This window comes from Marinobacter sp. HL-58, assembly GCF_001314605.1.
In the GTDB taxonomy this organism is placed as follows: Bacteria; Pseudomonadota; Gammaproteobacteria; order Pseudomonadales; family Oleiphilaceae; genus Marinobacter.
This window is the reverse complement of sequence record NZ_LIHP01000011.1, coordinates 272788-296609: the sequence shown is the minus strand read 5'-3', so window position 1 is coordinate 296609 and position 23822 is coordinate 272788. Positions and strand designations below refer to the sequence as shown.

Annotated in this window: 25 protein-coding genes; 6 read left to right on the top strand and 19 right to left on the bottom strand. The window is 58.1% G+C overall.

All coding sequences use genetic code 11. The features are described 5' to 3' along the window. Positions 1-4: 4 nt before the first annotated feature. The 4 genes from HLUCCO03_RS10480 to HLUCCO03_RS10465 are packed head-to-tail and all read right to left on the bottom strand — an operon-like array spanning position 5 to position 3850. Positions 5-499 carry a gamma-glutamylcyclotransferase family protein gene (locus HLUCCO03_RS10480; protein WP_027830607.1) on the bottom strand — a complete coding sequence of 165 codons (495 nt, stop codon included), beginning with the start codon at positions 497-499 and terminating at the stop codon, positions 5-7. A gap of 17 nt (positions 500-516) precedes the next feature. After that, entirely contained in the window at positions 517-2142 is a 1626-nt protein-coding gene (locus HLUCCO03_RS10475) for an NAD(P)/FAD-dependent oxidoreductase (protein ID WP_027830608.1), read from the bottom strand. After that, complete coding sequence (locus HLUCCO03_RS10470; protein ID WP_027830609.1) at positions 2139-2777, bottom strand: TetR/AcrR family transcriptional regulator; 639 nt, start codon at positions 2775-2777, stop codon at positions 2139-2141. The genes HLUCCO03_RS10475 and HLUCCO03_RS10470 overlap by 4 nt, the downstream gene beginning before the upstream one ends. A 41-nt stretch (positions 2778-2818) precedes the next feature. Next, positions 2819-3850, bottom strand: a complete 1032-nt coding sequence (locus HLUCCO03_RS10465) for an AraC family transcriptional regulator (RefSeq protein WP_027830610.1) — start codon at positions 3848-3850, stop codon at positions 2819-2821. A 90-nt stretch (positions 3851-3940) separates the two neighbouring features. Here HLUCCO03_RS10465 and HLUCCO03_RS10460 point away from each other — a divergent pair, with 90 nt between their 5' ends. Genes HLUCCO03_RS10460 through HLUCCO03_RS10450 form a run of 3 tightly spaced genes read left to right on the top strand, consistent with a single transcriptional unit; the run spans position 3941 to position 8414 of the window. Further along, positions 3941-5554 (top strand): FAD-dependent oxidoreductase, encoded by a 1614-nt coding sequence (locus HLUCCO03_RS10460; protein ID WP_027830611.1) that lies wholly within the window; start codon positions 3941-3943, stop codon positions 5552-5554. Further along, positions 5554-6747 carry an L-lactate dehydrogenase gene (locus HLUCCO03_RS10455; protein ID WP_027830612.1) on the top strand — a complete coding sequence of 398 codons (1194 nt, stop codon included), beginning with the start codon at positions 5554-5556 and terminating at the stop codon, positions 6745-6747. The genes HLUCCO03_RS10460 and HLUCCO03_RS10455 overlap by 1 nt, the downstream gene beginning before the upstream one ends. A gap of 2 nt (positions 6748-6749) precedes the next feature. Then, positions 6750-8414 carry an acetolactate synthase large subunit gene (locus tag HLUCCO03_RS10450; RefSeq protein WP_027830613.1) on the top strand — a complete coding sequence of 555 codons (1665 nt, stop codon included), beginning with the start codon at positions 6750-6752 and terminating at the stop codon, positions 8412-8414. A gap of 63 nt (positions 8415-8477) precedes the next feature. On the opposite strand, the gene HLUCCO03_RS10445 is transcribed toward HLUCCO03_RS10450, so the two are convergent. The 9 genes from HLUCCO03_RS10445 to HLUCCO03_RS10405 all read right to left on the bottom strand — a co-directional run bounded on the left by HLUCCO03_RS10445 (position 8478) and on the right by HLUCCO03_RS10405 (position 17908). After that, the gene (locus HLUCCO03_RS10445; RefSeq protein WP_036197190.1) at positions 8478-9038 is read right to left on the bottom strand and encodes a hypothetical protein; all 561 of its coding nucleotides are present in this window, start codon (positions 9036-9038) and stop codon (positions 8478-8480) included. A 225-nt stretch (positions 9039-9263) separates the two neighbouring features. After that, complete coding sequence (locus tag HLUCCO03_RS10440) at positions 9264-10571, bottom strand: short-chain fatty acid transporter (protein WP_027830615.1); 1308 nt, start codon at positions 10569-10571, stop codon at positions 9264-9266. 162 nt (positions 10572-10733) lie between these two features. Beyond that, entirely contained in the window at positions 10734-11120 is a 387-nt protein-coding gene (locus HLUCCO03_RS10435) for a hypothetical protein (RefSeq protein ID WP_027830616.1), read from the bottom strand. Positions 11121-11214: 94 nt separating this feature from the next. Further along, positions 11215-12165: a ribose-phosphate diphosphokinase gene (locus HLUCCO03_RS10430; RefSeq protein WP_027830617.1), complete on the bottom strand. Its 951-nt coding sequence runs from the start codon at positions 12163-12165 to the stop codon at positions 11215-11217. Between the two features lie 129 nt (positions 12166-12294). Further along, complete coding sequence (locus HLUCCO03_RS10425) at positions 12295-14232, bottom strand: MBL fold metallo-hydrolase (RefSeq protein WP_036197193.1); 1938 nt, start codon at positions 14230-14232, stop codon at positions 12295-12297. A 94-nt stretch (positions 14233-14326) separates the two neighbouring features. Next, the gene (locus HLUCCO03_RS10420) at positions 14327-14815 is read right to left on the bottom strand and encodes a VOC family protein (protein WP_027830618.1); all 489 of its coding nucleotides are present in this window, start codon (positions 14813-14815) and stop codon (positions 14327-14329) included. Positions 14816-14839: 24 nt separating this feature from the next. Next, the gene (locus HLUCCO03_RS10415; protein ID WP_027830619.1) at positions 14840-15661 is read right to left on the bottom strand and encodes a YciI family protein; all 822 of its coding nucleotides are present in this window, start codon (positions 15659-15661) and stop codon (positions 14840-14842) included. Between the two features lie 181 nt (positions 15662-15842). Then, the gene (locus HLUCCO03_RS10410) at positions 15843-16919 is read right to left on the bottom strand and encodes a TauD/TfdA family dioxygenase (protein ID WP_027830620.1); all 1077 of its coding nucleotides are present in this window, start codon (positions 16917-16919) and stop codon (positions 15843-15845) included. Positions 16920-17224: 305 nt separating this feature from the next. After that, entirely contained in the window at positions 17225-17908 is a 684-nt protein-coding gene (locus HLUCCO03_RS10405; protein ID WP_051603749.1) for a DUF2959 domain-containing protein, read from the bottom strand. A gap of 116 nt (positions 17909-18024) precedes the next feature. On the opposite strand from HLUCCO03_RS10405, the gene HLUCCO03_RS10400 reads away from it, so the two are divergent. After that, positions 18025-18858 (top strand): ion transporter, encoded by an 834-nt coding sequence (locus HLUCCO03_RS10400; RefSeq protein WP_051603750.1) that lies wholly within the window; start codon positions 18025-18027, stop codon positions 18856-18858. A gap of 8 nt (positions 18859-18866) precedes the next feature. On the opposite strand, the gene HLUCCO03_RS10395 is transcribed toward HLUCCO03_RS10400, so the two are convergent. From HLUCCO03_RS10395 to HLUCCO03_RS19400, 5 genes are all read right to left on the bottom strand, one after another. Continuing rightward, complete coding sequence (locus HLUCCO03_RS10395) at positions 18867-19907, bottom strand: fatty acid desaturase (RefSeq protein WP_081813485.1); 1041 nt, start codon at positions 19905-19907, stop codon at positions 18867-18869. A 226-nt stretch (positions 19908-20133) separates the two neighbouring features. Then, positions 20134-20451, bottom strand: coding sequence for an antibiotic biosynthesis monooxygenase (locus HLUCCO03_RS10390; RefSeq protein WP_027830624.1), 318 nt, complete (start codon positions 20449-20451; stop codon positions 20134-20136). Between the two features lie 781 nt (positions 20452-21232). Then, on the bottom strand, positions 21233-21532 hold the full coding sequence (locus tag HLUCCO03_RS10385; protein WP_027830626.1) for a helix-turn-helix domain-containing protein: 300 nt from the start codon (positions 21530-21532) through the stop codon (positions 21233-21235). A gap of 89 nt (positions 21533-21621) precedes the next feature. Continuing rightward, positions 21622-21939: a DUF6236 family protein gene (locus HLUCCO03_RS19405; protein ID WP_367142352.1), complete on the bottom strand. Its 318-nt coding sequence runs from the start codon at positions 21937-21939 to the stop codon at positions 21622-21624. After that, positions 21891-22265: a DUF6236 family protein gene (locus HLUCCO03_RS19400; RefSeq protein ID WP_367142351.1), complete on the bottom strand. Its 375-nt coding sequence runs from the start codon at positions 22263-22265 to the stop codon at positions 21891-21893. The genes HLUCCO03_RS19405 and HLUCCO03_RS19400 overlap by 49 nt, the downstream gene beginning before the upstream one ends. Positions 22266-22403: 138 nt before the next feature. Between HLUCCO03_RS19400 and HLUCCO03_RS10380 the strand changes: the two genes are divergently transcribed. Together HLUCCO03_RS10380 and HLUCCO03_RS10375 are read left to right on the top strand one after the other, a co-directional pair. Next, positions 22404-22598: a type II toxin-antitoxin system VapB family antitoxin gene (locus tag HLUCCO03_RS10380; protein WP_027830627.1), complete on the top strand. Its 195-nt coding sequence runs from the start codon at positions 22404-22406 to the stop codon at positions 22596-22598. Beyond that, complete coding sequence (locus HLUCCO03_RS10375; RefSeq protein ID WP_027830628.1) at positions 22595-22996, top strand: PIN domain nuclease; 402 nt, start codon at positions 22595-22597, stop codon at positions 22994-22996. The genes HLUCCO03_RS10380 and HLUCCO03_RS10375 overlap by 4 nt, the downstream gene beginning before the upstream one ends. Positions 22997-23056: 60 nt before the next feature. Here HLUCCO03_RS10375 and HLUCCO03_RS10370 read toward each other — a convergent pair whose 3' ends face one another. After that, entirely contained in the window at positions 23057-23557 is a 501-nt protein-coding gene (locus HLUCCO03_RS10370; RefSeq protein ID WP_027830629.1) for a pyridoxamine 5'-phosphate oxidase family protein, read from the bottom strand. Positions 23558-23822: the final 265 nt, after the last annotated feature.

Sequence of the window (23822 nt, the reverse complement as noted above, 5' to 3'; positions counted from 1 at the left end):
CAACCTATGTATTGCTGTAAATCGACAGCTCCCACCCGTGTCGTTCGGGCCTGGGATCATCGATAGATTCCACGGCTTCAATCCGGGCGATGTACTCAGCGGGCAGGCGATTCTCCCGGGCACCGATAAGCACGTGGTCCTTGTACCAGTGGAAGGGCTTCAGTGAGTTATTGATGCGGGTGGCGTAATACATCCAGGCGTGGAGATTGCCAGTCCCGGTTTTCAGCACGACCTGCTTTTCATCGTAGCCGAATCCCAGTGCCTCATGCCGGTCCAGGTCGGGCTTTTCTGCATCCGCGATCTTGTAGACCACACCAATTACCCGGTCGTCCGGGTTGCCGGTTTCTTCGGCATCGCACTTGGCGGAGCCGTCCCCGGCGGATTTATGGAAGCGGAGCCTGTGTGCTGGCAGCTCTGCCACCGCCACAAAGCGGGCCGATGGAACCCTGGCCCGGAGTCGTCGTTGCGACATGTTTGATCCGTAGCTGAAGCAGAGCATGGGGGCCTCCTGATCAATCAACCTGCAAACATCTTCTTCGCCAACGGTAACCCCTTCAGGCCACTGACGGCCACCGTCGCCAGCAGGCCACCAATCATCGCCCCGGCCACACCGCAGGTCATCACGTCCTGGCCCGTCAGATAGAGGCCCGGAATACGGGTTTTCGGCTTCAGCCAGTCCTGTTCGAAACGGCTGGGGGTGTGGTTCAGGCCATAGATCTCGCCCTTGCTGTAACGGCAGAAGTAGTCGGTGGACAATGGCGTGGACAGCTCGTAGTAATCCACCTTGCCCTTGAGATGCGGGAATTTCTCATACAGCTTGGCCAGCAGCCGCTGGGCGTAGGCTTCTTTCCTGGCTTCGTAGTCTTCGCCGCGTTTGCCCCAGGTTTTATCGGCCCAATGTTCGTACCATTCATAGGGCCCCGGGGCGACAATCTCAATGGTGGCGCGGCCGGGGTATCGCTCGGCAAAGCTCGGGTCTTTGGCCGAGGGAAAAGAGATGTAGGTCAGCGGAATATCGGTTTCATCGGGCGCCGCCATGAAATCACTGACGTGTTTCTCGTAGTCAGGGCCGGGGTAGATCCAGTAGTTGGTCTTTGGCAGCTTCAGGTTCTCGGCGGTATCCTGAAGGCCAATATACAGGCAGTTGCTGGCCATGGAGCGTTCCACGGTTTTCAGCTTCTGCTGGTAGTAATCCCGGTGCGGGGCGGTTTCCGGCAGCAGCTTGTCGAAGGTGTTGAATACACCGGCGTTGCTGATAATGAGTGGCGCGCGAACCTCTTCCCCGTCTGCCATACGCACACCCACCGCCTTGCCTTTCTCGATCAGGATTTCTTTCACGTCGGCGTAGGTGAAGACTTCACCGCCACTTTGCTGGATCACCGGGATGATGGTCCTGGCCATCTCAGAAGCACCACCGATGGGGTAGTAGCCGCCGTAAAGATAATGGCGCGCAATCAGCGCGTGGATGATAAAGCTGGATTCCGCCGGTGGCAGGCCGTTGTCGCCCCACTGGCCGGTGAGCACGGCAATCAGTTCCTGATTGCCGGTCAGGCTCTCCAGCACATCCCGGGTCGGCTTGTTCAGGTAGTCCGGAGCGGCACGATTCACCAGCTTGCGCAGCGGGCCGGCGGCAAGGTCGGGCAGTACCTTGCCGAGAACGAGGCCGGGCATGGCCCTGGCTACCTTCTTCAGGTAGTCCAGATAGGTGTCGATGGCAGCTTCTTCACCAGGGAAGGCTTTTTTCAGCTCCGCCTTGAAATTGTCCGGCCCGGCGACCAGGTCCACATGGCGGTTGCCAATAAAGATACGGTCGAAGTGACTGTCCATGCCTGCCCATTTCAGCTGGCCATCGGTGATGTGGTCAAAAAGGCGTTTGGTCAGCGTATGGTCTGCGCCGACGTCACCGATATAGTGAACACCCACATCCCATTCGTAACCGTTCCGGTCGTAGCTGTGAGTGAAGCCGCCGGCGGTGTAATGCTGCTCGAACACCACCACTTTCCTGCCCAGTTTGCTCATGCAGGCGGCGGTAGTCAGCCCACCGATTCCGGAGCCGATCACAATGGCGTCGTAGGGGCCGTCCAGGCGATTGGCACGGTAGCGACGGCCAACACGAATGGTGCTTGGTTTGGGGCTGCTCATGGGTTGCTGTCCTTGTGATTCTGTTGTTGGTCGGCCACTGAGCCATCCAGCAGGAGCGTGATAACGCCCTCTGCCAGCTGGGGTTCCACTTCAGCACCGGGGAGATGGCCGTCAATGGTCAGCTGCGAAAGCCCGTGCACTATTGACCAGGCCGCGGCGGTCATCAATGAAAGGGGAACGGGTTTCACGTAACCAGCGTCTCTGGCCCGGGCTATGGTGTCTTCCAGAACCTGAAACGCTCCCTTGCCAGCCTTGTCCAGGCGGGGGTGAACGCCCTTGGGTAACACCCGACCCCCAAACATCAGCCGGTACAGGTTGGGTTCATGCTGTGCAAAAGATACGTACACCAGGCCAATATCAATCAAAGCCCGCCTCGGGCTGGTTTGATCCACTGCCACCAGGCGATCGCGCAGGGCCTCAAAGCCGGTGACGGCGAGTTCTGCCAAAAGACTTTCACGGTCGATAAAGTGGCGGTACAACGCCGGGGCGCTGACTCCGATTTGTCTGGCCAGGGCGCGCAGGCTGATAGCTGTATCGCCATGTTCACGGAGAATGTCCAGAGCCAGCTGGTGCGCCTGTTGAGGCAGGTCACCATGGTGATAATTGGTTTTCAGTGTGGCTGGGTTATCAGGCATAAGTTATCACTGGTAACAATGTTACAGGTGATAACATCATATCAGTCTTGGCCTGTCAAACAGTGTTTATCGGTGTGCTGCCTGCGCCATCGCACCGGCGGCAAGCCCGTCCACCGCCTGAAGGCACGATAGAAGGTACTGACTTCGGCAAAACCCAGTGACTCGGCAATCTCCGGCAGGGTCGCACGGGTGTCCGCTACTGCCTGAAGTGCCCGCTCGCGACGTACTTCATCCAGCAGGCGGTCGAATGTCTGCCCTTGATCCCGGAGCCTTCGGGCCAGCGTTCGTTCACTGATGCCCAGGGCTTCCGCTGCCTCGGAGCGCCTGGGTAGAGCCGGGCCCAGCCGGGCAGACAGCCATCGCCTGATCTCCGGAACAGACGCACTGTTCATGGAAAGAGCCTCCAGGCGCGCCCTGGTGTAGCGCTTGTGCACCTGTGCCAGTTGGGGGTCCGCCTGGGGCAGGGGCTGGTCCAGCACCGCATTGTCGATGAGCACGCCACTGAATGCCTGTTCGAATTCAACCGGGCAATGGAATGCCGCCTGGTATCCCTGCAGTGGCCCCAGCCGGGGCTGGCTGAACTGTACCCGCAAGGGACGCATGCTGGTTCCCGTTACCCAGCTGGCGAAGCCCACAACCGCCGCCAGAACGGCTTCAATCTGGTGGGGGCTGAAAGCCAGCTTGCCCTGCCGGGGATGATAGACCAGCCAGGTGGCGGTATCGCCTGTGAGCACCTGGAACCGCCCGCCATCCGAGATCAGGCGCTGGAAGCGCTGAACCATCACCACGGCCTCCCGGAGGGTTGCGGCGGACTGCAGCGCAAACCCCACCCCGCTGATGCTCATGGGAGTGAATTCAGCCCCCACTTTCAGACCGAAACCGGGGTCACCAGTGCAGCGTTCTGCCGCATGCCACAGCCGCGTAATGTCGTCGATGGGCCAGCGCTCATACCCTGTGGCGGTTTCAGCAATACCGGCTGTTGCCAGCAGGGTGCCCGTGTCGACGGAAAGCCGCTGAGTTGCCGCAATAACGGTATTCACCCAGCCGATGGAAACAGTGGCCTCTAAAGTCAATTTCGTTGGCCTCTAAAGTCAATTTGTCGACCATGGTACCGGTATATCTTGAATACTGACAACAGAGCTTTATCGAGTCGGACACGGACTATGGCGAAAACGATTGCTTCGGATATTCTGGTGGTTGGCGGAGGGCTGGCGGGTATTGTCACGGCCCTGGAAGCCCTGCGAGCAGGAAAAACCGTCACTCTGGCGGACCGGGATACAGCCGGGCGCATGGGTGGCCTGGCGCTGTGGGCCTTTGGTGGCATGATGCTGGTGGGCACGCCTCTTCAGGAACGCATGAAGATTGCAGATTCACCTGAGGTGGCCCTTCAGGACTGGCTCAGCTTCGGCGAACTGGCTCCCGATGACCAGTGGCCGCTGCAATGGGCCCGCTACTACGTTGAACATTCGCGCACGGAAGTATATGACTGGCTGCGGGAGGAGGGCATCAAGTTCCTGCCGGCCGTTAACTGGGTTGAGCGTGGCCGCTTCGGCGATGGTAATCGTCTGCCCCGCTACCATGTGGTCTGGGGTACGGCGCGGGAACTGGTTCGTTGCCTGGTGGCGGCGCTTCATCGTGAAAACAGCGCCGGCAAGCTTACATTGCTGCATCAGCATTGCATCACCGAACTGGACCATGCCGCTGGCAAAGTCTGTGGCGCAGTAGCCATCAATGAAGCAAACGGTGAGGAGGTCCGGCTGACGGCATCGTCGGTGGTCATGGCCACCGGGGGCATTAACGGCAGCCACGGGGAGTGCCGCGCCAACTGGCCTGCCGATCGCCCACAACCGGCCAGCATGCTCAATGGTGCCCATCCCTACGCGGACGGCCGCATGCATCACTGGGTTGCTGACAGCCTTGGCGGCCGCATCACCCATGCCGGGGAGATGTGGAACTACGCGGCGGGGTTCCCGCATCCCTACCCGCACTTTCCGGGCCATGGCCTGTCTACCATCCCCTGCAAATCCGCCCTGTGGCTGAACCACCGGGGCGAACGTATCGGCCCTGAACCTCTGGTCACCGGCTTCGATACCCACTGGCTCTGCCAGCGTGTTGCCGAACAGGACAAACCCTGGACCTGGCACCTGCTCAACTGGCGCATTGCCGCCAGGGAATTTGCCATCTCGGGTGCCGAGCACAACGCCCGGATACGGGACAAGCAGTTTCTGCTGTTCGTGAAAGAACTGCTGCTGGGCAACCAATCGCTGGTTCGCCAGATGCAGCGTGAAAGCCGGGATTTCCTGGTAGCGGACAGCCTGGCGGAGCTGGCCGGTAAAATGAATGCCCTGACCTGCTCACACGACATCAATCCCGGCACCCTGCAGGCCACGGCCGATGCCTTTGATGCCAACTTCACCGCCGGTACCCAACTGCATAATGATCCCCAGATCCGCCTGATCCAGCACGCCCGGGAATGGAAACCGGACCGCCTGCGCACCTGCAAGCCGGCGCCGCTGCAAAAACCCGGTGCCGGCCCCTACATCGCCATTCGCATGCAGCTGATCACCCGCAAGAGCCTGGGAGGCTTGCAAACGGACCTGCAAAGCCGCGTGCTCAATGCCGAAGGTGTTCCTGTGCAGGGCCTATACTGCGTGGGAGAAGCTGCCGGCTTTGGTGGCGGAGGTGCTAACGGCAAGCGATCCCTTGAAGGCACCTTCCTGCCCGGTTGCATCATGACTGCCCGGGCAGCGGTCCGATCCATCATGGCAGGAGGCTGATGCCCATGAACCCGAGATTCGGCTACCCGGCTACCGCCGACGACTACCGTGAAAAGGCCCGTGCCCACCTGCCCGGATTCCTCGCCGATTACCTGGACGGCGGCGCAAACAACGAGCAAACCCTTCGTGCCAACGAAACCGACTGGGCAAGAATAAAGCTTCGCCAGCGGGTTCTGGTCAATGTCGACCGGGTGGAGACAAAGGCCACCCTGGTCGGGCAGGCCTGTTCAATGCCGGTGGTGCTGGCTCCGTTGGGGTTGGCGGGCATGATGGCCCGGCGTGGCGAGGTTCAGGCGGTACGCGCGGCCAATACGGCTGGTATTCCCTTCACTCTGTCAACCGTGGGTATCTGCCCGGTGGAGGAAGTTCAGGCCGCTGCTACCGAGGCTGCCTGGTTCCAGCTCTACATGATTCGCGACCGTAGCCGGGTGGAGGCGCTGCTGGACAAGGCCTGGGCGGCCGGTTGTCGCACGCTGGTGTTTACCGTTGACCTGCCCTTGCCGGGTATGCGCCATCGGGACTTTCGCAACGGTCTTGCCAGTACCGGCCCCAGGTCCAGGGTGCTGAAAATCCAGCAGCTGTTGTCACGCCCGGGCTGGTTATGGGATGTCGCCGTGCGCGGTGGTCCGCTCAGCTTTGGAAACCTCAGTGATGCCGTCCCCGGCGCCAGCAACCTCGATGCGTTCAAGGAATGGATCGACACCCAGTTTGATCCCACCGTGACCTGGGATGATATTGCATGGATACGCCAGCACTGGCGGGGCAAGTTGCTGCTGAAGGGCATCCTGGATGTAGAGGATGCCCGCCAGGCTGTGCAGGTAGGCGCGGACGGAATCGTGGTGTCCAATCATGGTGGTCGCCAGCTGGATGGCGTTGCCTCAGGTGCCGAAAAACTCCCGGAAATTGTTGCTGCCGTCGGTTCACAGAGCGAGATCCTGGTGGATGGTGGCGTTCGCAATGGTATCGATGTGTTCCGGGCCCTGGCTCTGGGTGCCCGGGGCGTCATGATCGGCCGTCCCTGGGCCTGGGCGCTCGCCGGAGGTGGCCAGGCCGGCCTGGCCAGGCTCCTGGCAAGCTGGCAACAGGAATTGCGGCTGGCCATGACCCTGACCGGCGTTACCCGAGTTGCCGATATCGGCACAGACCAATTGGATCGATCCCCACAAGCTGAATTCCCGAAGGCTGGAGAATAACAATGACAAACGGCGCACAAGCTTTGATGAAAACCCTGGTGGATGCGGGTGTTGAAGTCTGCTTCAGCAACCCCGGCACCAGTGAAATGCACTTTGTGGCCGCTCTGGATAATGAGCCAAAGATGCGGGCCGTCCTTGCCCTGTTCGAAGGGGTGGCCACCGGTGCGGCGGACGGTTACGCCCGCATGGCGGACAAACCCGCCGCCACGCTGTTGCACCTGGGTTGCGGGTTGGGCAATGGTCTGGCCAACCTCCACAATGCCCGCAAGGGCAAGGTGCCGGTGGTAAACATCGTGGGCGACCACGCCACCTACCACGTGAAATACGATGCCCAGCTGCAGTCCGATATCGAGACCGTCGCCCGCAACGTGTCACCGGGGTTTGTGCGCACCGCCAGTAGTACAGAAACCCTGTGCCAGGATGCCGCCGAGGCTATCGCCGCGGCGCGGACCGCACCCGGTCAGGTCGCCACGCTGATTCTGCCGGCAGACGTTTCCTGGGGTGAAGGGGGGGTGCCCAGTGCACCGCTGGCGCCACCGAAACCGGCCCCGGCGGATGACGCCACCGTCGATGCTATTGCTTCCGCCATCCGTTCCGGCAAGAAAACCGCCCTGCTGATGGGTGGGCACTCATTGCGTGAGCCCAGCCTGCTGGCGGCGGCAAAACTTGCCGCACACAGTGGAGTCACCCTGCTGGCGGAAACCTTCCCAACCCGGATGGAGCGGGGAGCCGGCGTGCCTCCGGTGGAGCGCCTGGCCTACCTGGCAGAACTGGCGACGCTGCAACTCACGGATATCGAGCACCTGATCCTGGTAGATGCCAAGGCACCGGTCTCTTTCTTTGCCTATCCGGGCAAGCAGAGCTACCTGGTTCCCGATACCTGCAGGGTTCACACCCTTGCCGCACCGGATCAGGACATTACCGGCAGCCTGAACAAGCTTGTTGATGCCCTCGGTGCCGGCCAGGCAGAACCGGCGCTGCAGCCCCCGCAGCGCCCCGGCCGGCCAAGAGGCAAGCTTACGGCGGAAAAAGTCTGCAAGGCGGTGGGGCACCTGATGCCCGATAACGCCATCATTGTGGACGAGGGTATTACCTCCAGCCTGATGCTGTCTGTGATGACCGCTGGCGCACCACGGCATGACCTGATCACCCTCACCGGGGGTGCCATTGGCCAGGGCCTGCCCAATGCCGTTGGTGCCGCCGTTGCTTGCCCGGACAGGCCGGTGCTGGCCCTGATCGGTGATGGCACTGCCATGTACACCATCCAGGCCCTGTGGAGTATGGCCCGGGAACAGCTCAACGTAACCAGCATCATCTTCAATAATGCCTCGTATTCGGTGCTGAATATCGAACTGGACCGGGTCGGTGCCGAACAGTCCGGTACCGGTGCCAAGGCCAAATCCCAGCTGGACTTGCGCGGCCCGGTGCTGAACTTCGCCGAAATGGCGCAGGGGATGGGTGTGCATGCGGTAAGGGTCAATACAGCAGAAGATATGGCGAAAGCCATGGAGTATGCCCTGAGCATGCCAGGGCCGCACCTGATCGAGGTGATGATTCCGGAGTCACTCAGTGGCGTAAAGCGCCGGGTACTGCCGTGGATGCTGCGTGCGTTGCCAAGCCTGCCGTCGTCGGTTTCCCGGGCATTGAAGCGCAAGCTGGCGCCTTGACACAACAGATGGACGGGGTATTACACGGGGCTGTACACGCCCCGGTAATTCCCGGATTCTTTCCTAGAAGTTGTAACCCATACCCAGCGTGTAAGCGAAGGCACCGTCGTCCCTGAAGGCATCATCCACGTTGTCGGAGTTGCTGAAGAACCATTGGTACTCCACCCGTCCCATCAGATAGGTTTTGGGCAGTACATAGTACTTGCCGCCGGCCTCAAGGCCCGCAAAACCATCGTCTTTGACACCGTCACCGTAAATCATGCCGAGACTACCGCCCAGGAAGGGGCGCATGCGCTCCGTGGGTGCGAACTGGAAATTACCGTAACCCCGGGTAGCGCCGTTCCAGAAATCGTCTTTCAGGTTCTCACCCTCAATGCTGGCGTAGTTCACGCTTTGGCGAACACCCAGGACCACATTGTCGCGAAGGTACCAGCCCAGGTCGCCGGATACTCCGAAACTGCCGCTGTCGAAGTCCTGGTCACCGCTGCCGGTTCCGGAGATGGAGAACTCCCTCTCACCTTCCGAGGGGCCGAAAGCGCCGCTGCCGCGCTCTTGTGCTGTTACAGCCATAGGCATTGCCACTATAAGAGCGGCCAGAATCCCTGCTGAATGGAATTTTTTCATGGTGCATTACTCCTTTGCGCAGTCCGGAGAGCACGATTTCCCGGCCAGTGCATCCCTGCAGCGACCAGGCCCCGCTTCCGAGACTGCGATGTTGTGAACTTCCTTCACTTCAGAGAATGCGCCACCATGCATCCCGCCGTCTGTGCGGTAGAGTACGGTAGATACAGGAACAGCTCGCGCCGGAGAGTTCTGAAACTCTCCGGGCCTTTCACGGGAGGGGAAGCGTTAGAGCCAGGTCAGGCCAATGCTGATAATAATGCCGGTTATGATCAGCAACATCAGGCAATAGCCCATGATGTCCTTGGCCTTCAGGCCGGCGATGGCCAGTACAGGCAGGGCCCAGAACGGTTGTAGCAGGTTGGTCCAGGCATCACCCCAGGCAACTGCCATGGCGACCCTTGGTATGTCGGCACCCAATTCTTGTGCGGCTGGCAGCATGACCGGGGCCTGAACCGCCCACTGGCCGCCACCGGAGGGCACGAAGATGTTCACCAGCCCCGCACTGATAAAGCTCCAGAACGGCAGGCTCGCTGCGCTTGCGATGGAAACAAAGCCCTCGGAAACACTGGCGGCCAGGCCGGAGGCTGTCATTACCCCCATGATTCCGGCGTAGAAGGGAAACTGAATAACAATGCCGGCGCCACCTTTGACGGCCTCATTCAGGCTGTTCAGCAGGCGTTTCGGAGTCTGGTGCAGAATGATGGCAATGAACAGGAACATGAAGTTCACGATGTTCAGGTTCAGGCCGCCACCGTCGATGAAATACTGGAACATGAACGCGACACCGCTGAAGCCGATCAGCCAGGACAGTATCCTGCTGTTCTCCAGGTGGTCAGCAGGGCGGTTGATTACGACGGCGGTATCGGGTTCGTCGTCCAGTACTTTCGGGTCCGCGTAAACGCTGTCCCTTTCCTCAGGCAGCATCAACCGGTTTACCAGAGGCACGATGATGAAAAGAGCGACTACGATGGCCAGGTTGAAGAACGCAAAGATGGTTTCGCCGGTACCGACAATTCCGATTACATCTTCCGTGAAGTGGCCATCGGTGGCGATGGTCAGTGGAATGGACCCGGCAAGCCCGCCGTGCCACACGATAAACCCGGAATAGGCACTGGCGATCAACAGCGGATAGTGAACCCTGATCTGTCGTGCCAGGGCCTTGGCAAACAGGGCGCCAACGACCAGGCCAAAGCCCCAGTTGATCCAGCTGGCAATCAAAGCCACGAAGGTTACCAGCACAATCGCCTGCCCTGGCGTTTTGGCCAGGCCTGCAATCCTGTTCAGGATGCCTCGCACCAACGGCGTACTGGCCATCATGAACCCGGTTACCAGCACCAGCAGCATTTGCATGGAAAAGGTCAACAGGTTCCAGAAGCCATCCCCCCACATTTCGATAACCGCCACCGGACCGTGGCCCTCGAAAATCATGGCAGCAATAAACGACAGCAGGGTGAGTATGATGACGAACAGGTAGGGGTCTGGCAGATACTTGTCCACCAGACTCACCAGGGGTTTGGACGCCCGATCTAACATGGTGTTCTCCTTTGTTATTTTGGTTCCTCTCTAGAGTAGCAACCAAAACGGAAAACGCACTGTTATCTTCGCCACGTCGCTTCAATCGTCGCTATGTCGACTTCCCCCATTTGCATCATGGCGTCGAACGCGCCATGCAGCAGTATCGTCAGGAGCGCCTGTTCAGCCACCAACCTGATGCCGGATGTGATCAATCACTACGCCATGCTCGTGTTGAGGGCTGAACATCACGATATCAGTATCTTTTTCCGCCCTGACACTGTGACCGGGCGGCCAGTAGAACAGGTCACCGCTTCGCGATGTCTCTTCACTTCCATCCGTGTACAGGGCAGTGATCTCACCGTCAACAACATATCCCCAGTGGGGACTCTGACAACTGTCGTTCTCAAGCCCGTGCAATAGCTGCGTGATATCGGTGCCGGCACCGAAAGAGAAGTATTCGGCTCCCATCGTCCCGTAGCCCGACACATCACCAAAGCCGGTTTGCTGACGCGCCTTTGCACCGGGTACATCAATCTGTACAGGTATATCATCTTTTGCGATACGCATGGTGGCTACCTCAGTGTTGTTGCTTTATCGGCTGCTCTTACCGCATACCCACAACTTGGCAACCCATCAATAAAGATAGCACACACGATCAGGCTCAGCCCGTGCGCAGCTCCCGAACGGCCTGTGCGAACAGCACGGCTACCGGAACAACGGAAACCTGTCCCTTGCCCTGGGGTGCCTGCTGGGGCGTAACGCTGTCAGTAATGAAGAGCTGATCCATAGCGCCCGCGCGGTAAAGTTGATCTGAACCCGGCCCGAACAGTGCATGGGTGATGACCCCGAAAACCCTGGTGGCTCCTTTATTTTTGCAGGCCTCGGCGGCACGCAGCAGGGTGGTGCCACTCGCCACCATGTCGTCCACGATAATGGCAACCCGGCCTGTCATATCCCCCACCACGGCATCCCCGGTGATCCTGCCCTCGCTCCTGCGTTTTTCCAGGAAGGCGGTGGGAGGCTGTTCGCCCGTGGTGTCGGCCCAGGCGTCCCGGAACCGGTCCACGCGCTTGGTTCCGCCTGCATCGGGGGAAACAATAACCACAGGCTCGTGACCGATACGGTCCATGATTGCGTTGACGAACAGGCTGTGGGCTTCCAGGTGCACCGTCTGGCAGCGGAAGGCGTTGTCGAATGCGCCCTGGTTGTGAACCTCCAGCGCCACCACACAGTCTACGCCCATGGCTTCGAACAGTTGCGCCACGTAACGTGTGGTCACCGGGTCCTGGCTCTTGCCACGCCGGTCCTTGCGGGCATAGGCCAGATACGGCACCAGCGCGGTGACACGTTTGGCACCGGCATCTTTAACGGTCGCGACAAAAAACAGCAAGCGCAGAAGTTTGTCGTTAACGCTCGAGGTTTCATCGCCGAACAGGCTGTGGAGAATGTACACATCCCGGCCCCTGACACTCTGCAGTGGCCGGGATTTGTGTTCGCCATCGTCAAAGACACGATTCTCATGCCCGGCCAGGCCAACGCCGAGCTGGGACGCCACGGCATGACCAAAATCCTGGCTACCTTCCAGGGCAAAGAGAACCGGCTCGTTGTTCATATTGTTTCCTTGAAGTTGTCTGTTCGTTACCAGGAGAACCCGGGCTGCTATTTTTGGATAATACCCATAGTAGCAATCGACACGGAAACCGCACGGACGGCCAAGCCTGGCCCTGGTGTGCATTCACCCTCAGGCCCTGCGCAACCTGTCAGTAAACTGCTGCAACTCCTCATATACCTGTTCCCGCTGTTTCTCATAGCGATGGGAGAAATGAAAGGGAACCAGTTGCCGGACCTCGGCAAGGTTGGCGATGCGGGCGCAGGCCTCGGTGGTCAGGTGCTGGGTACGCTCGGCCTGGTCCCGGTCGGAGCACAGGAATGAAGCCTCGCAGAACAGGGTATGGGCGCCCCGGGCCAGTTCGCTGAGCTTGCGGACGTTATCGGGGCTGTCCCGGAAGTCGGTGGCGTACACCATTTTCTCACCGGGCTCCTCCAGCAGCAGGGTCCGGGACAACTCGTCCACGGATGCGGAGCGGCCCTCTCCCAGGGAAATAACCTGTTCAAACTGGCGGAGGAGGTAGGCGTGTTTGAGCTGCTGCAGCCAGGGGCCGGGAGCCACTCCGAGGGCGTCCAGCTGGTCACCGCGCACCCTTAGCTGGCAGCGGGGCTCGTAGGCGTAGGCCAGTACCGGGGTTCGGTGGTCAAGCCGGGTGGCACGGACATCAAACCCCACTTCGCGGTGCACAACGCCGTTCTGTATGGCGACGGCTTCCAGGGGGACTGCGCGGGCTTTGCCGGCGACAACCTGCCAGCGCTTGAGATGATCTTCATACCATTCGTGGACGATAAACTGAGGGGCGCGATCCTCCACCCGGTCCCAAAGGATGCCATTCACCATGCCTGACACGTGTTTATGCAAACCCGGCGGCCCGAACAGACGGCAGGGTGGGTAATGGCCGATGCGGCACCGGACCAGCCACAGGAAGCCGCCGATATGGTCGGCGTGGGCATGACTGATAAACACATCACTGACCTGATGGGCCGCACGCAGTGGCATACGGCCGGTATCGCCGATGTCGAATAGGAGGCTGCGGGACTCATGCAGCATCCGCAACTGCAACAGGGCGTCGCCGGTAACGCCATTGACCAGGGTGGCCAGGGCACTCCCCACCCGCACCTTCACCTGGGGCTCTCCGGAGATGCTGGTGAACGCTCCCGGTTCCGGGGCGGCCCCGCTGGCGGACGCAGCGGCCGGCTCTGATGCGGGAACACGCTTCGGGGCAGTGTGCAGGCGGTTGTCCCGGTATACGGCATCGCGCACCAGTAACTGGTCGACATCGCCGGGCCGGCAGGCAGCTTTTACCTTTATGAGGGAGGGTGACGCTTCCAGTACTTCGGCCAGAGCCTGAAGCTGGCTACGGTGAATCAAGGCGACCTGGCGGCCTTGCCAGGCCCCCGGGTTATCCAGGGGCGGTGGCGTGCCCACCAGCGTGAGCTGCCCGGGCGACAGGGTTACGATCTCGCCCTTGCCCAGGTGCTCTGTCCAGAGCCTGCTACGCTGAAGGGCCCGTTGAGTTCGCGTCGGGGAGCGGGCCTGGGGAGGCGAGGTCATGGTGATAACCCGGGCTGGCAGGGACTCCAGCTCGTCGGGCAGTGGCGGTGCATGGCCTTCGCGCGCCAGCACCAGGCACAGGTCAATATGCCCCGTAGCGGCCAGTGCCTGGAGTAATTCGGCACCACCGACGCCACGAACCAGTCCGGGGCTGTCCAGGAACAGCGTGGACTTCTGGGCTTGTGGTGCCAGGGAAAGCAGCCGGTTGGCGGCCATCACCAGGGGCATCCTGAAACGGCCGGCATCCAGGGTGCACAGGGGGGCGCTGGCCAGGACGGACCAGTCATGGCCGTCGAGACGGGCCAGCGCCAGGGTGCCTGGCACCCCGAAGGCGGGCAGGCCGGGGTCGCAGTTCAGGCAATAACTGCTGCATCCCCTGACAGAGAGCCCGGACATCAGCCGGCGGATCAGGGTGGTTTTTCCGCTACCGGATTCGCCTGTCACCAGTACACGGTGATGCGCATGGGCGATCCGGTCGAGGAGTTCTGATTCGGTTGGCTGGCACGGATCGATCACTCCGGATCCCCCTGACACTTCCTCGCCACGTTACGAATCCAATAGTATAGCTACTATTCGCGTGGAAAAAGCCGGGGGAAGGCCATCGCGGTTTTTACACTGGCCGCCGTGCAGCCTCAATGGCGGCGATGTCGATCTTGCCCATTGTCATCATGGCTTCGAATGCCCGCTTGGCGGCTGCCGGGTCCGGATCGGCTATCGCTTCCATTAAAACCGCCGGCGTAATCTGCCAGGACAGACCCCATTTGTCCCTGCACCAACCGCAGGCGCTTGCTTCGCCGCCGTTGTTAATGATCGCGTTCCAGTAACGATCGGTTTCTTCCTGATCACAGGTGGCAACCTGAAACGAGAACGCCTCACTGTGCTTGAAGGTGGGGCCACCGTTGAGCCCCAGGCAGGGGATGCCCATTACGGTGAACTCCACTGTTAACACATCCCCCTGCGCTCCGGAAGGGTAATCTCCTGGCGCAAGGTGAACGGCGTCAATCGATGAGTCGGGGAAAGTCTCCGCGTAGAACCGTGCCGCTTCTTCGGCATCGCCGTCATACCAGAGGCATATGGTGTTTTTTGCGCGCTTGGTCATTGCCTGTCTCCCTGTTGTTGTCCCTTACTGGCCCTGGGCAATGTCGTTGCTGATCATCCACTGTATGCCAAAGCGGTCCCTGGTCATTCCGAAACGGTTGGCCCAGAAAGTCTGCTCGAACGGCATGATCACCGTGCCGTCCTCGCACAGTGCCCGGAAAACCCGTTCCGCCTGGTCGGGGGTGTCGTACTCAAGATGAACCTGGGCACCCTGGGGTGGCTGATAGCACTCACCGCCCATATCGGCACCCATCAGCCGGCGGCCCCGGATGTTGAGGGAGGCGTGGACGATGCGGTCATGCATTTCTGCGGGCACGTCCGCCGCTGCGGGAGTTTTCCCGTAGGTAATCATGGCTTCAAGGTGGCCTGCGGTTACCTCGGCATAGAATTCCATCGCTTCCCGGCAGTTGCCGCCGAAGGCCACATGTACGTTCATCTCCCGGGGCAGTTTTTCCTGGGCGCGATGCTTCTCCAGCGCCGGGCCGGGCTCGAAATCCTCCATGGTGAAGTAACGGCGTAACTCCAGGGTAGCATTGCCGCCGGCATCCTCCTTTGGCCACTGCTTCGCCCAGGCGATGGCGTCTTCGAGGGAATCCACTTCGAGCACACTGTAGCCCGCCAGAAGCTCGCTGGTCTGCTCGAACGGCCCGTTGATAACCGTGGGCTCTCCATTGCGGAATTGAATGCGGCAACCCTCTCGCGTTGGCCGCAAACCGTCGCCGCCGGCAAACACGCCGGCCTGGGTCATGCGCTCATTGTAGTCCGCCATGGCCTGCAGGACTTCTTCGGTGGGTAGCACGGCGTTCTCGGTGTCAGCATCGGCTTTGCGCATCAACATGTATTTCATACTGTCGTTCTCCAGTGATTGTCGTGTGACTTCACTGGGTAGTCGGTTGGTGCCGGCGGAAATCGACAGCGAGAGAAAAAAAGCAGAACCGGGGGTATGTCAACGCTGCAGCCACTGAGCAGCCAAGCCAGCCCGATCCTCGCGCGCCAGTGGACTGGAAGACCTGATTTTACGCCATGGATTAATTTTGCAGGCGGATGTCATCTTTCCACCGAAAGCCCACACCACCAGCCTGCCATACACCATCCTTATTGAATGGATGAGGCCCGTTTATATTGATGTACTGAGGCAATCCAAAGTGAGGAGCCAGGTCCTGCTTCGATTTGATGGTGACACGGTCCATAATCCTCAGTCCCTGTTTTTCGACAGGCATATGAGCTTCAGGCGCAGCCCTGTGAGCGACTGCCCAGTTGTCGATGTAGAGCAGGTCACCGGTGTCGTAGTGATAACGTATCCCGTATCCCTTCTCGAAAGAGGCATTCATAAGATCGTTATAGTCATTGAATAGCTGCTTCATTTCATCTTCTGTCAGCAGGCGAAATCTGTCCGTGGTTGCTGGTTCTTTTTTCAGTTCATCTATTGATAAATCATCTTCCGGCAGCCTCTCGATAACGGCACCGGTCATCCCCAGATGAAGCCACACGCTCTTTTTTCCGGAAATGGGGTGGGTGTGGACTAACGGATGAGTCACGCTTGAAGCCGAATTGACAGAAACAAGGCGTTCCCAGAATTCCTGCTTTTCCTTTGGAAGAACATCAAAGGCAGCTCCCTGATGGGCAAAGTGGGTACCGCCTCCCTGTTCAGGTGCCCGAGCCATGTAGTATGCCGAGTGCGAGAATGTGGCCGCTTCAAAACTGCCATCGTTATGCCACTGCGGCCCAACACCAAGGATGCCGTGGCGAGCGTCGTTGGAACAGCGGAAGATGTGCCTGTTCCTTTCGGGCGTTGCAGGATGAACACCATGGGTGGAATGAATCTGGTGAGCCCCCCACCATTTGCTCACTTCAACCAGCTCATCAGCGGACAGGCCAGCCTGATGTTTAAAGACGATGAAGCCCCGATTCGCCATTTCCACTTCCAGGGCTTCAATGACAGGCTCGGGCAGCCTGGAACGAACATCAGCACCGTATATTTCAACGCCAAGGGGCTCCAGTTGTTTGACAGTCAATCCTTCCTTCTCAATAAGCGAGACACGGTCAGGGTCCAGTGGGGGAATGGTCGGTAGCCTATTGCTGAAGTTTTCCGAGGTTTGTCCCATAGTCCTGAGTTACCTTGCTGGTGCATTTATGAACAGCTTAACTCAGTGTATTTAAGTGACAAGCCCCCTGAACCGGAGTCGCCGGCTTTCACAGCTTATCAACAGGACCGCCAGTCTGCGGAGGCCTGGACTCAGCTGGCCCAGTTGATCAGCCCTACCGCCAGTAATCACACTGATATGGGTGTAAATGCGGCCTCCAGGTACTACGATCAGATCAAGGCGACCACCGATCTCGCGTTCGCGGGTGCCAGCCAGTGCAGTGAGGTAACAGGGATGAATATCATCTCCTTGAGGGTGTTGGCTCGTTACCCGCCTTCGCGGAAACGCCGGATAAACGCCTCAGATTCCGAGACTGATTGTTCCATGTTGCGAATCAGCGCATCCACGTCCTGGCGGATATTCACCAGTTCGTTTTCCAGGGAGCCAATCGCCTGGGCATTGAGGTTATGCTTGAGATACAGCACCTGATCCTGAAATGCCTGCAGAACCGGGTCCATGCGTTCTTCGGCTTCGTGCATGCGGCTGATCAGCTGGTTGTACTGGGTGCGGGTTTCATCGAGCTGCTGTTCGCTGTTACGACGCAGAGAATCGCTTTCGTACTGATCAAGTTCATCCTCCCATTCATCGAAAAGAGCCTCTGCGACGTCTTCCACCTTGTCGATACGGTCGCGGACTTTTTCCGCGCTCGACTTGCTGTCTTCATAAGCATCGCTGATCTCGGCGTACTGTTCCTTCAGCTCGGTGTCCGGCGTATCCACCACGCTCTGGAAGCGCTCCAGAGACGAACGGAAAGTTTCCTGAACATCATTCTGGCTGTTCCGCGCGTCTTCCACCCGGTCCACCAGGATGTCGCGTTTTTCATACCCGAATTTTTCCATGGTGTCGTAGTACAGTGACGAACACCCGCTCAGAATCGCGATGCCGAACAGCGACAGCCATAGCCGCCTGGCACCGGATGGTAGTATTGAACGAGTAACAGGGCCGGACATAAGCAGTCTCCTGGGAAGCGGGTTCGCGTCTGCTGAGTGAAGCATGGTGGCGGGAGGCTGACAAGCGCTGATTCAGGGGCCGGCCTACCTGGATGGGTTAAACGGGAGAATATCCGATGAGCAAGGAAGACACTCAACAAAAACCTGGTGCAAACGCCCCTGATGAAGAAAAGCTGAAACGGGAGCGTTACGAGTTGCTCCAGCGTCTGGAGGGCTGGCTGGAAACGCCCATGCTGGTCCTCGCATTCGTGTGGCTGGTGCTATTGATAGTAGAGCTGGTTCGGGGCGAGAGCGCGCTGTTCTATTTCCTCGGTACGGCCATCTGGGTCGTTTTTATTATCGATTTCGCTGTAAAGCTGGTACTGGCTCCGGACAGGTTCGTTTACCTGAAAGGTAACTGGCTGACCGCGATTGCCCTTTTGCTCCCCGCCCTGCGGATCTTCCGCATTTTCCGTGTATTCCGGTTGCTCCGCCTGGCAAGGGCGGGGCGCGGATTAAGACTGGTGCGGGTCGTCACTTCCCTGAATCGCGGTATGAAGGCGCTGGGCGCCAGCCTGAGCCGACGGGGCTTCGGATATGTAATCGCCCTCACTTTACTCGTCACCTTCGCAGGCGCAGCCGGAATGTACGCTTTTGAGAACGAGGTGCCCGGAGGTCTCGACAGCTATATCGAGTCGCTGTGGTGGACTGCCATGATCATGGCAACCATGGGCTCGGAGTACTGGCCGCAGACTGCGGAAGGGCGTTTACTCTGTGGCTTTCTGGCGCTGTATGCTTTTGGAGTCTTTGGCTACGTGACGGCAGCGCTTGCCACTTTCTTCGTCGGGCGCGATGCCGAAAGTAACGACGCCGAAGTGGCCGGGGCCAAACAGCTGATCGCGCTCCGGGATGAGGTCAGCGCTTTGCGCAGTGAAATCCGCGCCCTGTCACGACAACCGCCGCAATCGTGACAGTGTCGTCAAGCCGGATTGGCCTCCCGATAGGACACCATGCGCTGTTTGTCCTCATCCCAGAGCGCATACCGGAAGCAGTCTGCAATGTCGCCGGGTGCCAGGGTTGTTACCAGCGGAGATTGCAGCTCGGGAATATCCGCCATCGCCTCGGGAAGGCGGTAGAAGGGAATTCGAACGTTGAGGTGGTGAATATGGTGGTAGCCGATATTGCCGGTAAACCATTGCATCACCTTGTTCATCCGCATGTAACTGGACGACTCCATGGCCCCCCGGTAATAGTTCCAGGCCTCGGGGGAGGCAATCTGCATGCGCCGGAAGCTGTGCTGGGCAAAAAACAGGTAGCTGCCCATCGCGGAGGCAAGGGTCATGGGCAGCAGGATCACAAAGAACACCATGCTGAACCCGCCGAGCGCCCATACCACCGCGATCAACGCGAAGTGACTGACCAGTGCTGCCACAAAGTCGAGGTGCTTGCGGGGGTTCTTCAGCAGGGGTAGGAGCGTAATATTGAGACCGAACACAATCGGGTAGCTTAGCAGCACCACCAGCGGGTTGCGCTGGGCGCGATAGGTAAATCGCTGCCACGGCGTTGCCTCCCGCCACATGCGGGCGGTTATCAGCGGAAAAGCGCCCACGCTGGCCTCCGAAATCTGGCCCACATGGCCGTGGTGATAGTTATGGCTGGCAAGCCAGGAACGCGTTGGTGTCAGCATCAGAGCGCCAAAAGCGTGGAAAAGCCAGTAGGCAGCCCGGGAGTTGGTGAGAATTGCGCGGTGCAGGTAATCGTGAAAGGTGATGAAGGTACGCACCATCAGCAGGGCGCCCAATACTGAAAACACCAGCCTGAGAGGCCACCACTGGATCAGCCCGGCAGCGGTCAGGGCTGCAATCATCAAAACAAAAGTTGAGCCGACAAGCCACCAGCTTCTGGCGGCAGACTTTTCAACGTAGGGCTTCGTGGCGGCGAGCAACTCACGGCCAACCCGGATGCCTTCGCTGTGTTCCGGCAAGCTGTCGTCCGGTTCCTGGACATGTTCCTGACGCATGGCACGTCACCTCCCTGTGTATAAAACTAGATCTTTTGGGAGGTAATTTCCAACGGCGAGAAAGTGGCTGGCCCACTATCGTGTTCGCTGGCCTGGCATCAACAGTAACGAACTTCCAGAAGTAACGATTCGCGGGCGTCCTCCGCCTCGCGGATCGCGGGGCAGTAGTCGATCGGGCATCGCGGTTTTCGACATTCGTGGGATTTTTTTGATGCGGTCAGATGGCTTAAATCCCGTACTCCCGGTCCACCTTCGCAATCCGCACTCGAAAACTGGAATACCATTGCTGATGGCCAAGCCGCTGGGCCTCCTGATGCTCCGCGTTCTGCTTCCAGTTGCGGATGGCCTCAAGGCTTTCCCAATAGGAAACCGTAATGCCCAGGCACTCCCTGGCGGATTCGATGCCCAGAAAACCCGGTTGTTCAGCGGCCAGATTCACCATTTGCTCGGCCATTTCAGCGTAGCCGTTGTCACCGTCTGTGCGGTGGCTGCTGAAAATGACGGCGTAGTATGGGGGCTTGGGGGTGTTGGCGATTTCTGACATGGGTTACCCGATCCGTTTCTTTTTTTCAGAAGGTTTCCTGATCGATTAAGTAGCTGGGCAGTCATCAGTCCAAGTCTCGGTTGGCCCCAGTTTGGGCCAGCTCGCCAGAATTCTCAATTATGTAATGATCAACGAAAGGCTCTGATTCATCCGTGCGTACACTAATAACTCGTGAGCCAGCGCTGACTCTCATATATATGTCTTCTCCAGGCGCACGTGCGAGCATACCGGGCGGGCGGTCTACATCCTCGGGGCGGGATTCAATACTTCGAGGCACCGCCTCGGAGCTGAGCTCATAATGGCGAAACTGCATGAGGTCGCCATAACATTCAGAGCCTGGGCAACCGGACAACTGAATATATACCCGTTCTCCCTTCCAACCGGTCAAGTGAGAACTAAAACTTGTTTGTAACTGCTCGGGTGCCTGGATTCGGGCGATCTCCACAATATCGTCAGTCGAAACATCAACGAGGTACACTATGGCAGCCTGTTCGAGATACTGTGGTATTCCTCCATTGGGAAATGCGTTTATGCCAGTTGCAGGCCGGAATCGCGCATAGTTTACTGCTACTGCGAACTGAAGGGACTCTGGCCGTGCTGTCACATTTTCAATAGATGCTCGCTCCTCTCGTGGCCCGTAGGTGCAGCCCGAGATCAGAATAAAAACTGCAACTCCCGCCAATTTGATCAACGCCATTAACACGATCCTCAATGCACCCAACGCCCTGGCTTTTCGGCGTGCCGGAGCGCCAGCGTAGGTGCGTCCGACAACAGCCGCTTGTTAACCCCTGAGTTTGAGGTCTTCCCGGATGACTTCTGGATGGCGGGAAGCAATCTCGATGAGAGCCTTCGCCGGGCCGGAGGGTTTGCGTCGACCTTGCTCCCATTCCTGCAAGGTACGCGGAGAAATATGCAGTACCTCAGCAAACTCAATCTGGGTTAGTCCAGTTTTGCTGCGCGCCTCTGCAACCTCGTTAGGCTCAACACGACTGATTCGCGCCGCTTTGCCCGCTTTCATTTCTTTGACAGATTGGAGCAGCTTATTGCCAAGCTCCTCAGCACTCAGGGTCTCATTACTCATTTTCCCATACCTCAAGAATCGACTTCAGGATATGCGCGGGTATGTTCTCCTTGACGGCCTGCAGGCCCGGAACGAACTGTAACAATTTGTTAGTAATGGAAGTTCTGCCGGACACTCCTAAGATAACTCCGTCCGCTCGGACAATTGTTGGCTTGTGGCATGGTTATCGTTTTATAACCTAAAACTATTCCTGCACTAGTCATACCGGCAACCAACGGTGGTAGTCCAATTATGCTGTGGAGCCCTGCCGCTCCTAAACCACTTCCAACTAGTCCCGAAAAGTCCATGTTGAACGTATTCCTGATATTACCAGCGAACCTCTTGATCCCGCTTTCACGCAAAGAAGCATCAAGGTCCTTTATGGCGCTTTCCAAACGGGCGATTTCGGTTGTCTTCGCCCTAGGTATATCCGCTGAGCCAAGGTCCAGGCACCGGGTTCAAGTCTTTGATTCTCTCTGAGTGCCGCTTCTTGTGCCGCGATGAAAAACTCTCCATTGCCAGAATGGATTCTTCCCTGGAACGCCACCCTCGTTCTTTTTAGCGCATCTGTTGTCTCTAAATAATCGATGTCTGCAGAGGAAATGTGGACAAGATTATTGGAGGTATAATCAATCTGATCCCAATAAAGAAGATATTTTCCAAGCTCAATGGGGTCGGGTTCACCCCCACAGCGTATTCCTCCAGTTAGGAGGGACTCGAAGGGCGGTGAGATTACTATTCCTCGTTTTAGCATTCCCCCTCCAAATTATTACTAACGCAGGTTTGGAGCCGCGAAGCGGTGGAAAATCGGTCGCTGTGCAGCCGATTGTTATGTTTTTCCTGAAGTGCTAGATTGTGTATAGATACCGACTTACATACACATAGGTGCACCATGAGAACGAACATTGTCATTGACGATGAGTTGATGGCCGAAGCTCTCAAAGCCTCCGGCTACGAAACCAAAAAAGAAGCCGTTGAGCAAGGTCTGAAGCTTCTGGTCCAACTGAGCAAGCAGCAGGAGATTCGAAAGCTACGAGGTAAAATCCACTGGGAAGGCGACCTGGACGAAATGCGGAGCGCCCGATGATACTGGTGGATACCAGCGTCTGGATCGACTACTTCAACGGAGTCAAAAACCCGCAAACTGACCTGCTGGACGCCTCGATAGTCCGAGGATCGGTTGCTATCGGCGACCTCATATTTCTGGAAATCCTGCAAGGCATCCGCAACGACAAACAATATCGTCAGACCAAGCAAAGCCTGCTCGCGCTGCAACAATATGAAATGTTTGGGAACGATATGGCAGCCAAGTGCGCCGACAATTACCGAGCACTTCGTAAAAGGGGCATCACGATCAGAAAGACAGCCGACGTGATCATCGCGACCTTTTGCATAGAGAAGGAGCTACCCCTGCTGTTCCTGGATCGTGACTTTATTCCTTTTGTTGATCACCTTGGACTTGAGCCTGCCCTGCGAGAAACATAACGCCGGTGGTAATGGGCGGCAACGAAGCGCAGCGTAGTTGGCATCCCGTTGACCACTTGGTTATGCAAGTTCCTGCCACATCCCATCCATCATCACTGGGTAGGTGATCGGCTTGTAATGGGTAAATTCAATGTCTCGAACATGGGTGAAATCACTCCAGAGCAACCTCGCCCCCTTCATCCACTGAGATGGCTTAACCCGTTTTTCTATCTTCTCGATCTCTTCGGGCGTGGCTTCACGCATTCGTCCAACCTTGCCATAAAGCCTCACGCCCGGCGGAGCAACGAAACGGCCTTTTAGCAGAGACCTTAGCCAGAAGAATCGACCGGCGTTGACTGCCATAATGCAAACATTCGGATTCTGATCGATGTTTTTACCCAAGGCCTCGGCGTAGTGATCAAAGAAGTACCCGCTCTGATCATCGCGAAGGAAAACAGTGCCAACTGGCGTGATGTGGGGTGTGCCGTCGGGGTTAACCGTTGCAATCGAGCAGTAAACCGTCGAAGCCTGACCTTGCTCTAAAACTGACTTTACCTTCTTCCAATCATCCTTGATGTTCATAGTGTCTCCATTTGTGCATAACAGCGTAAGATACGAACACGTTCGTATATCACCCATTCGTATAATTCCAATTTCAGTCGCTCAGGCGACCTTAAATAAAACTTTTTAAAAACAAAAACTAATCAAGATTCGCCATAGCTATTGCCAGAATTATACGCCCTCCATGGTCTGATCTTTTCCCCCTGTGGAGCGCGTATAATTCCAGACTGCTACAGTCCCTCGCATGGTTCCGGCGTCCCCAAGAGCGTATATGCAGAGTACACAA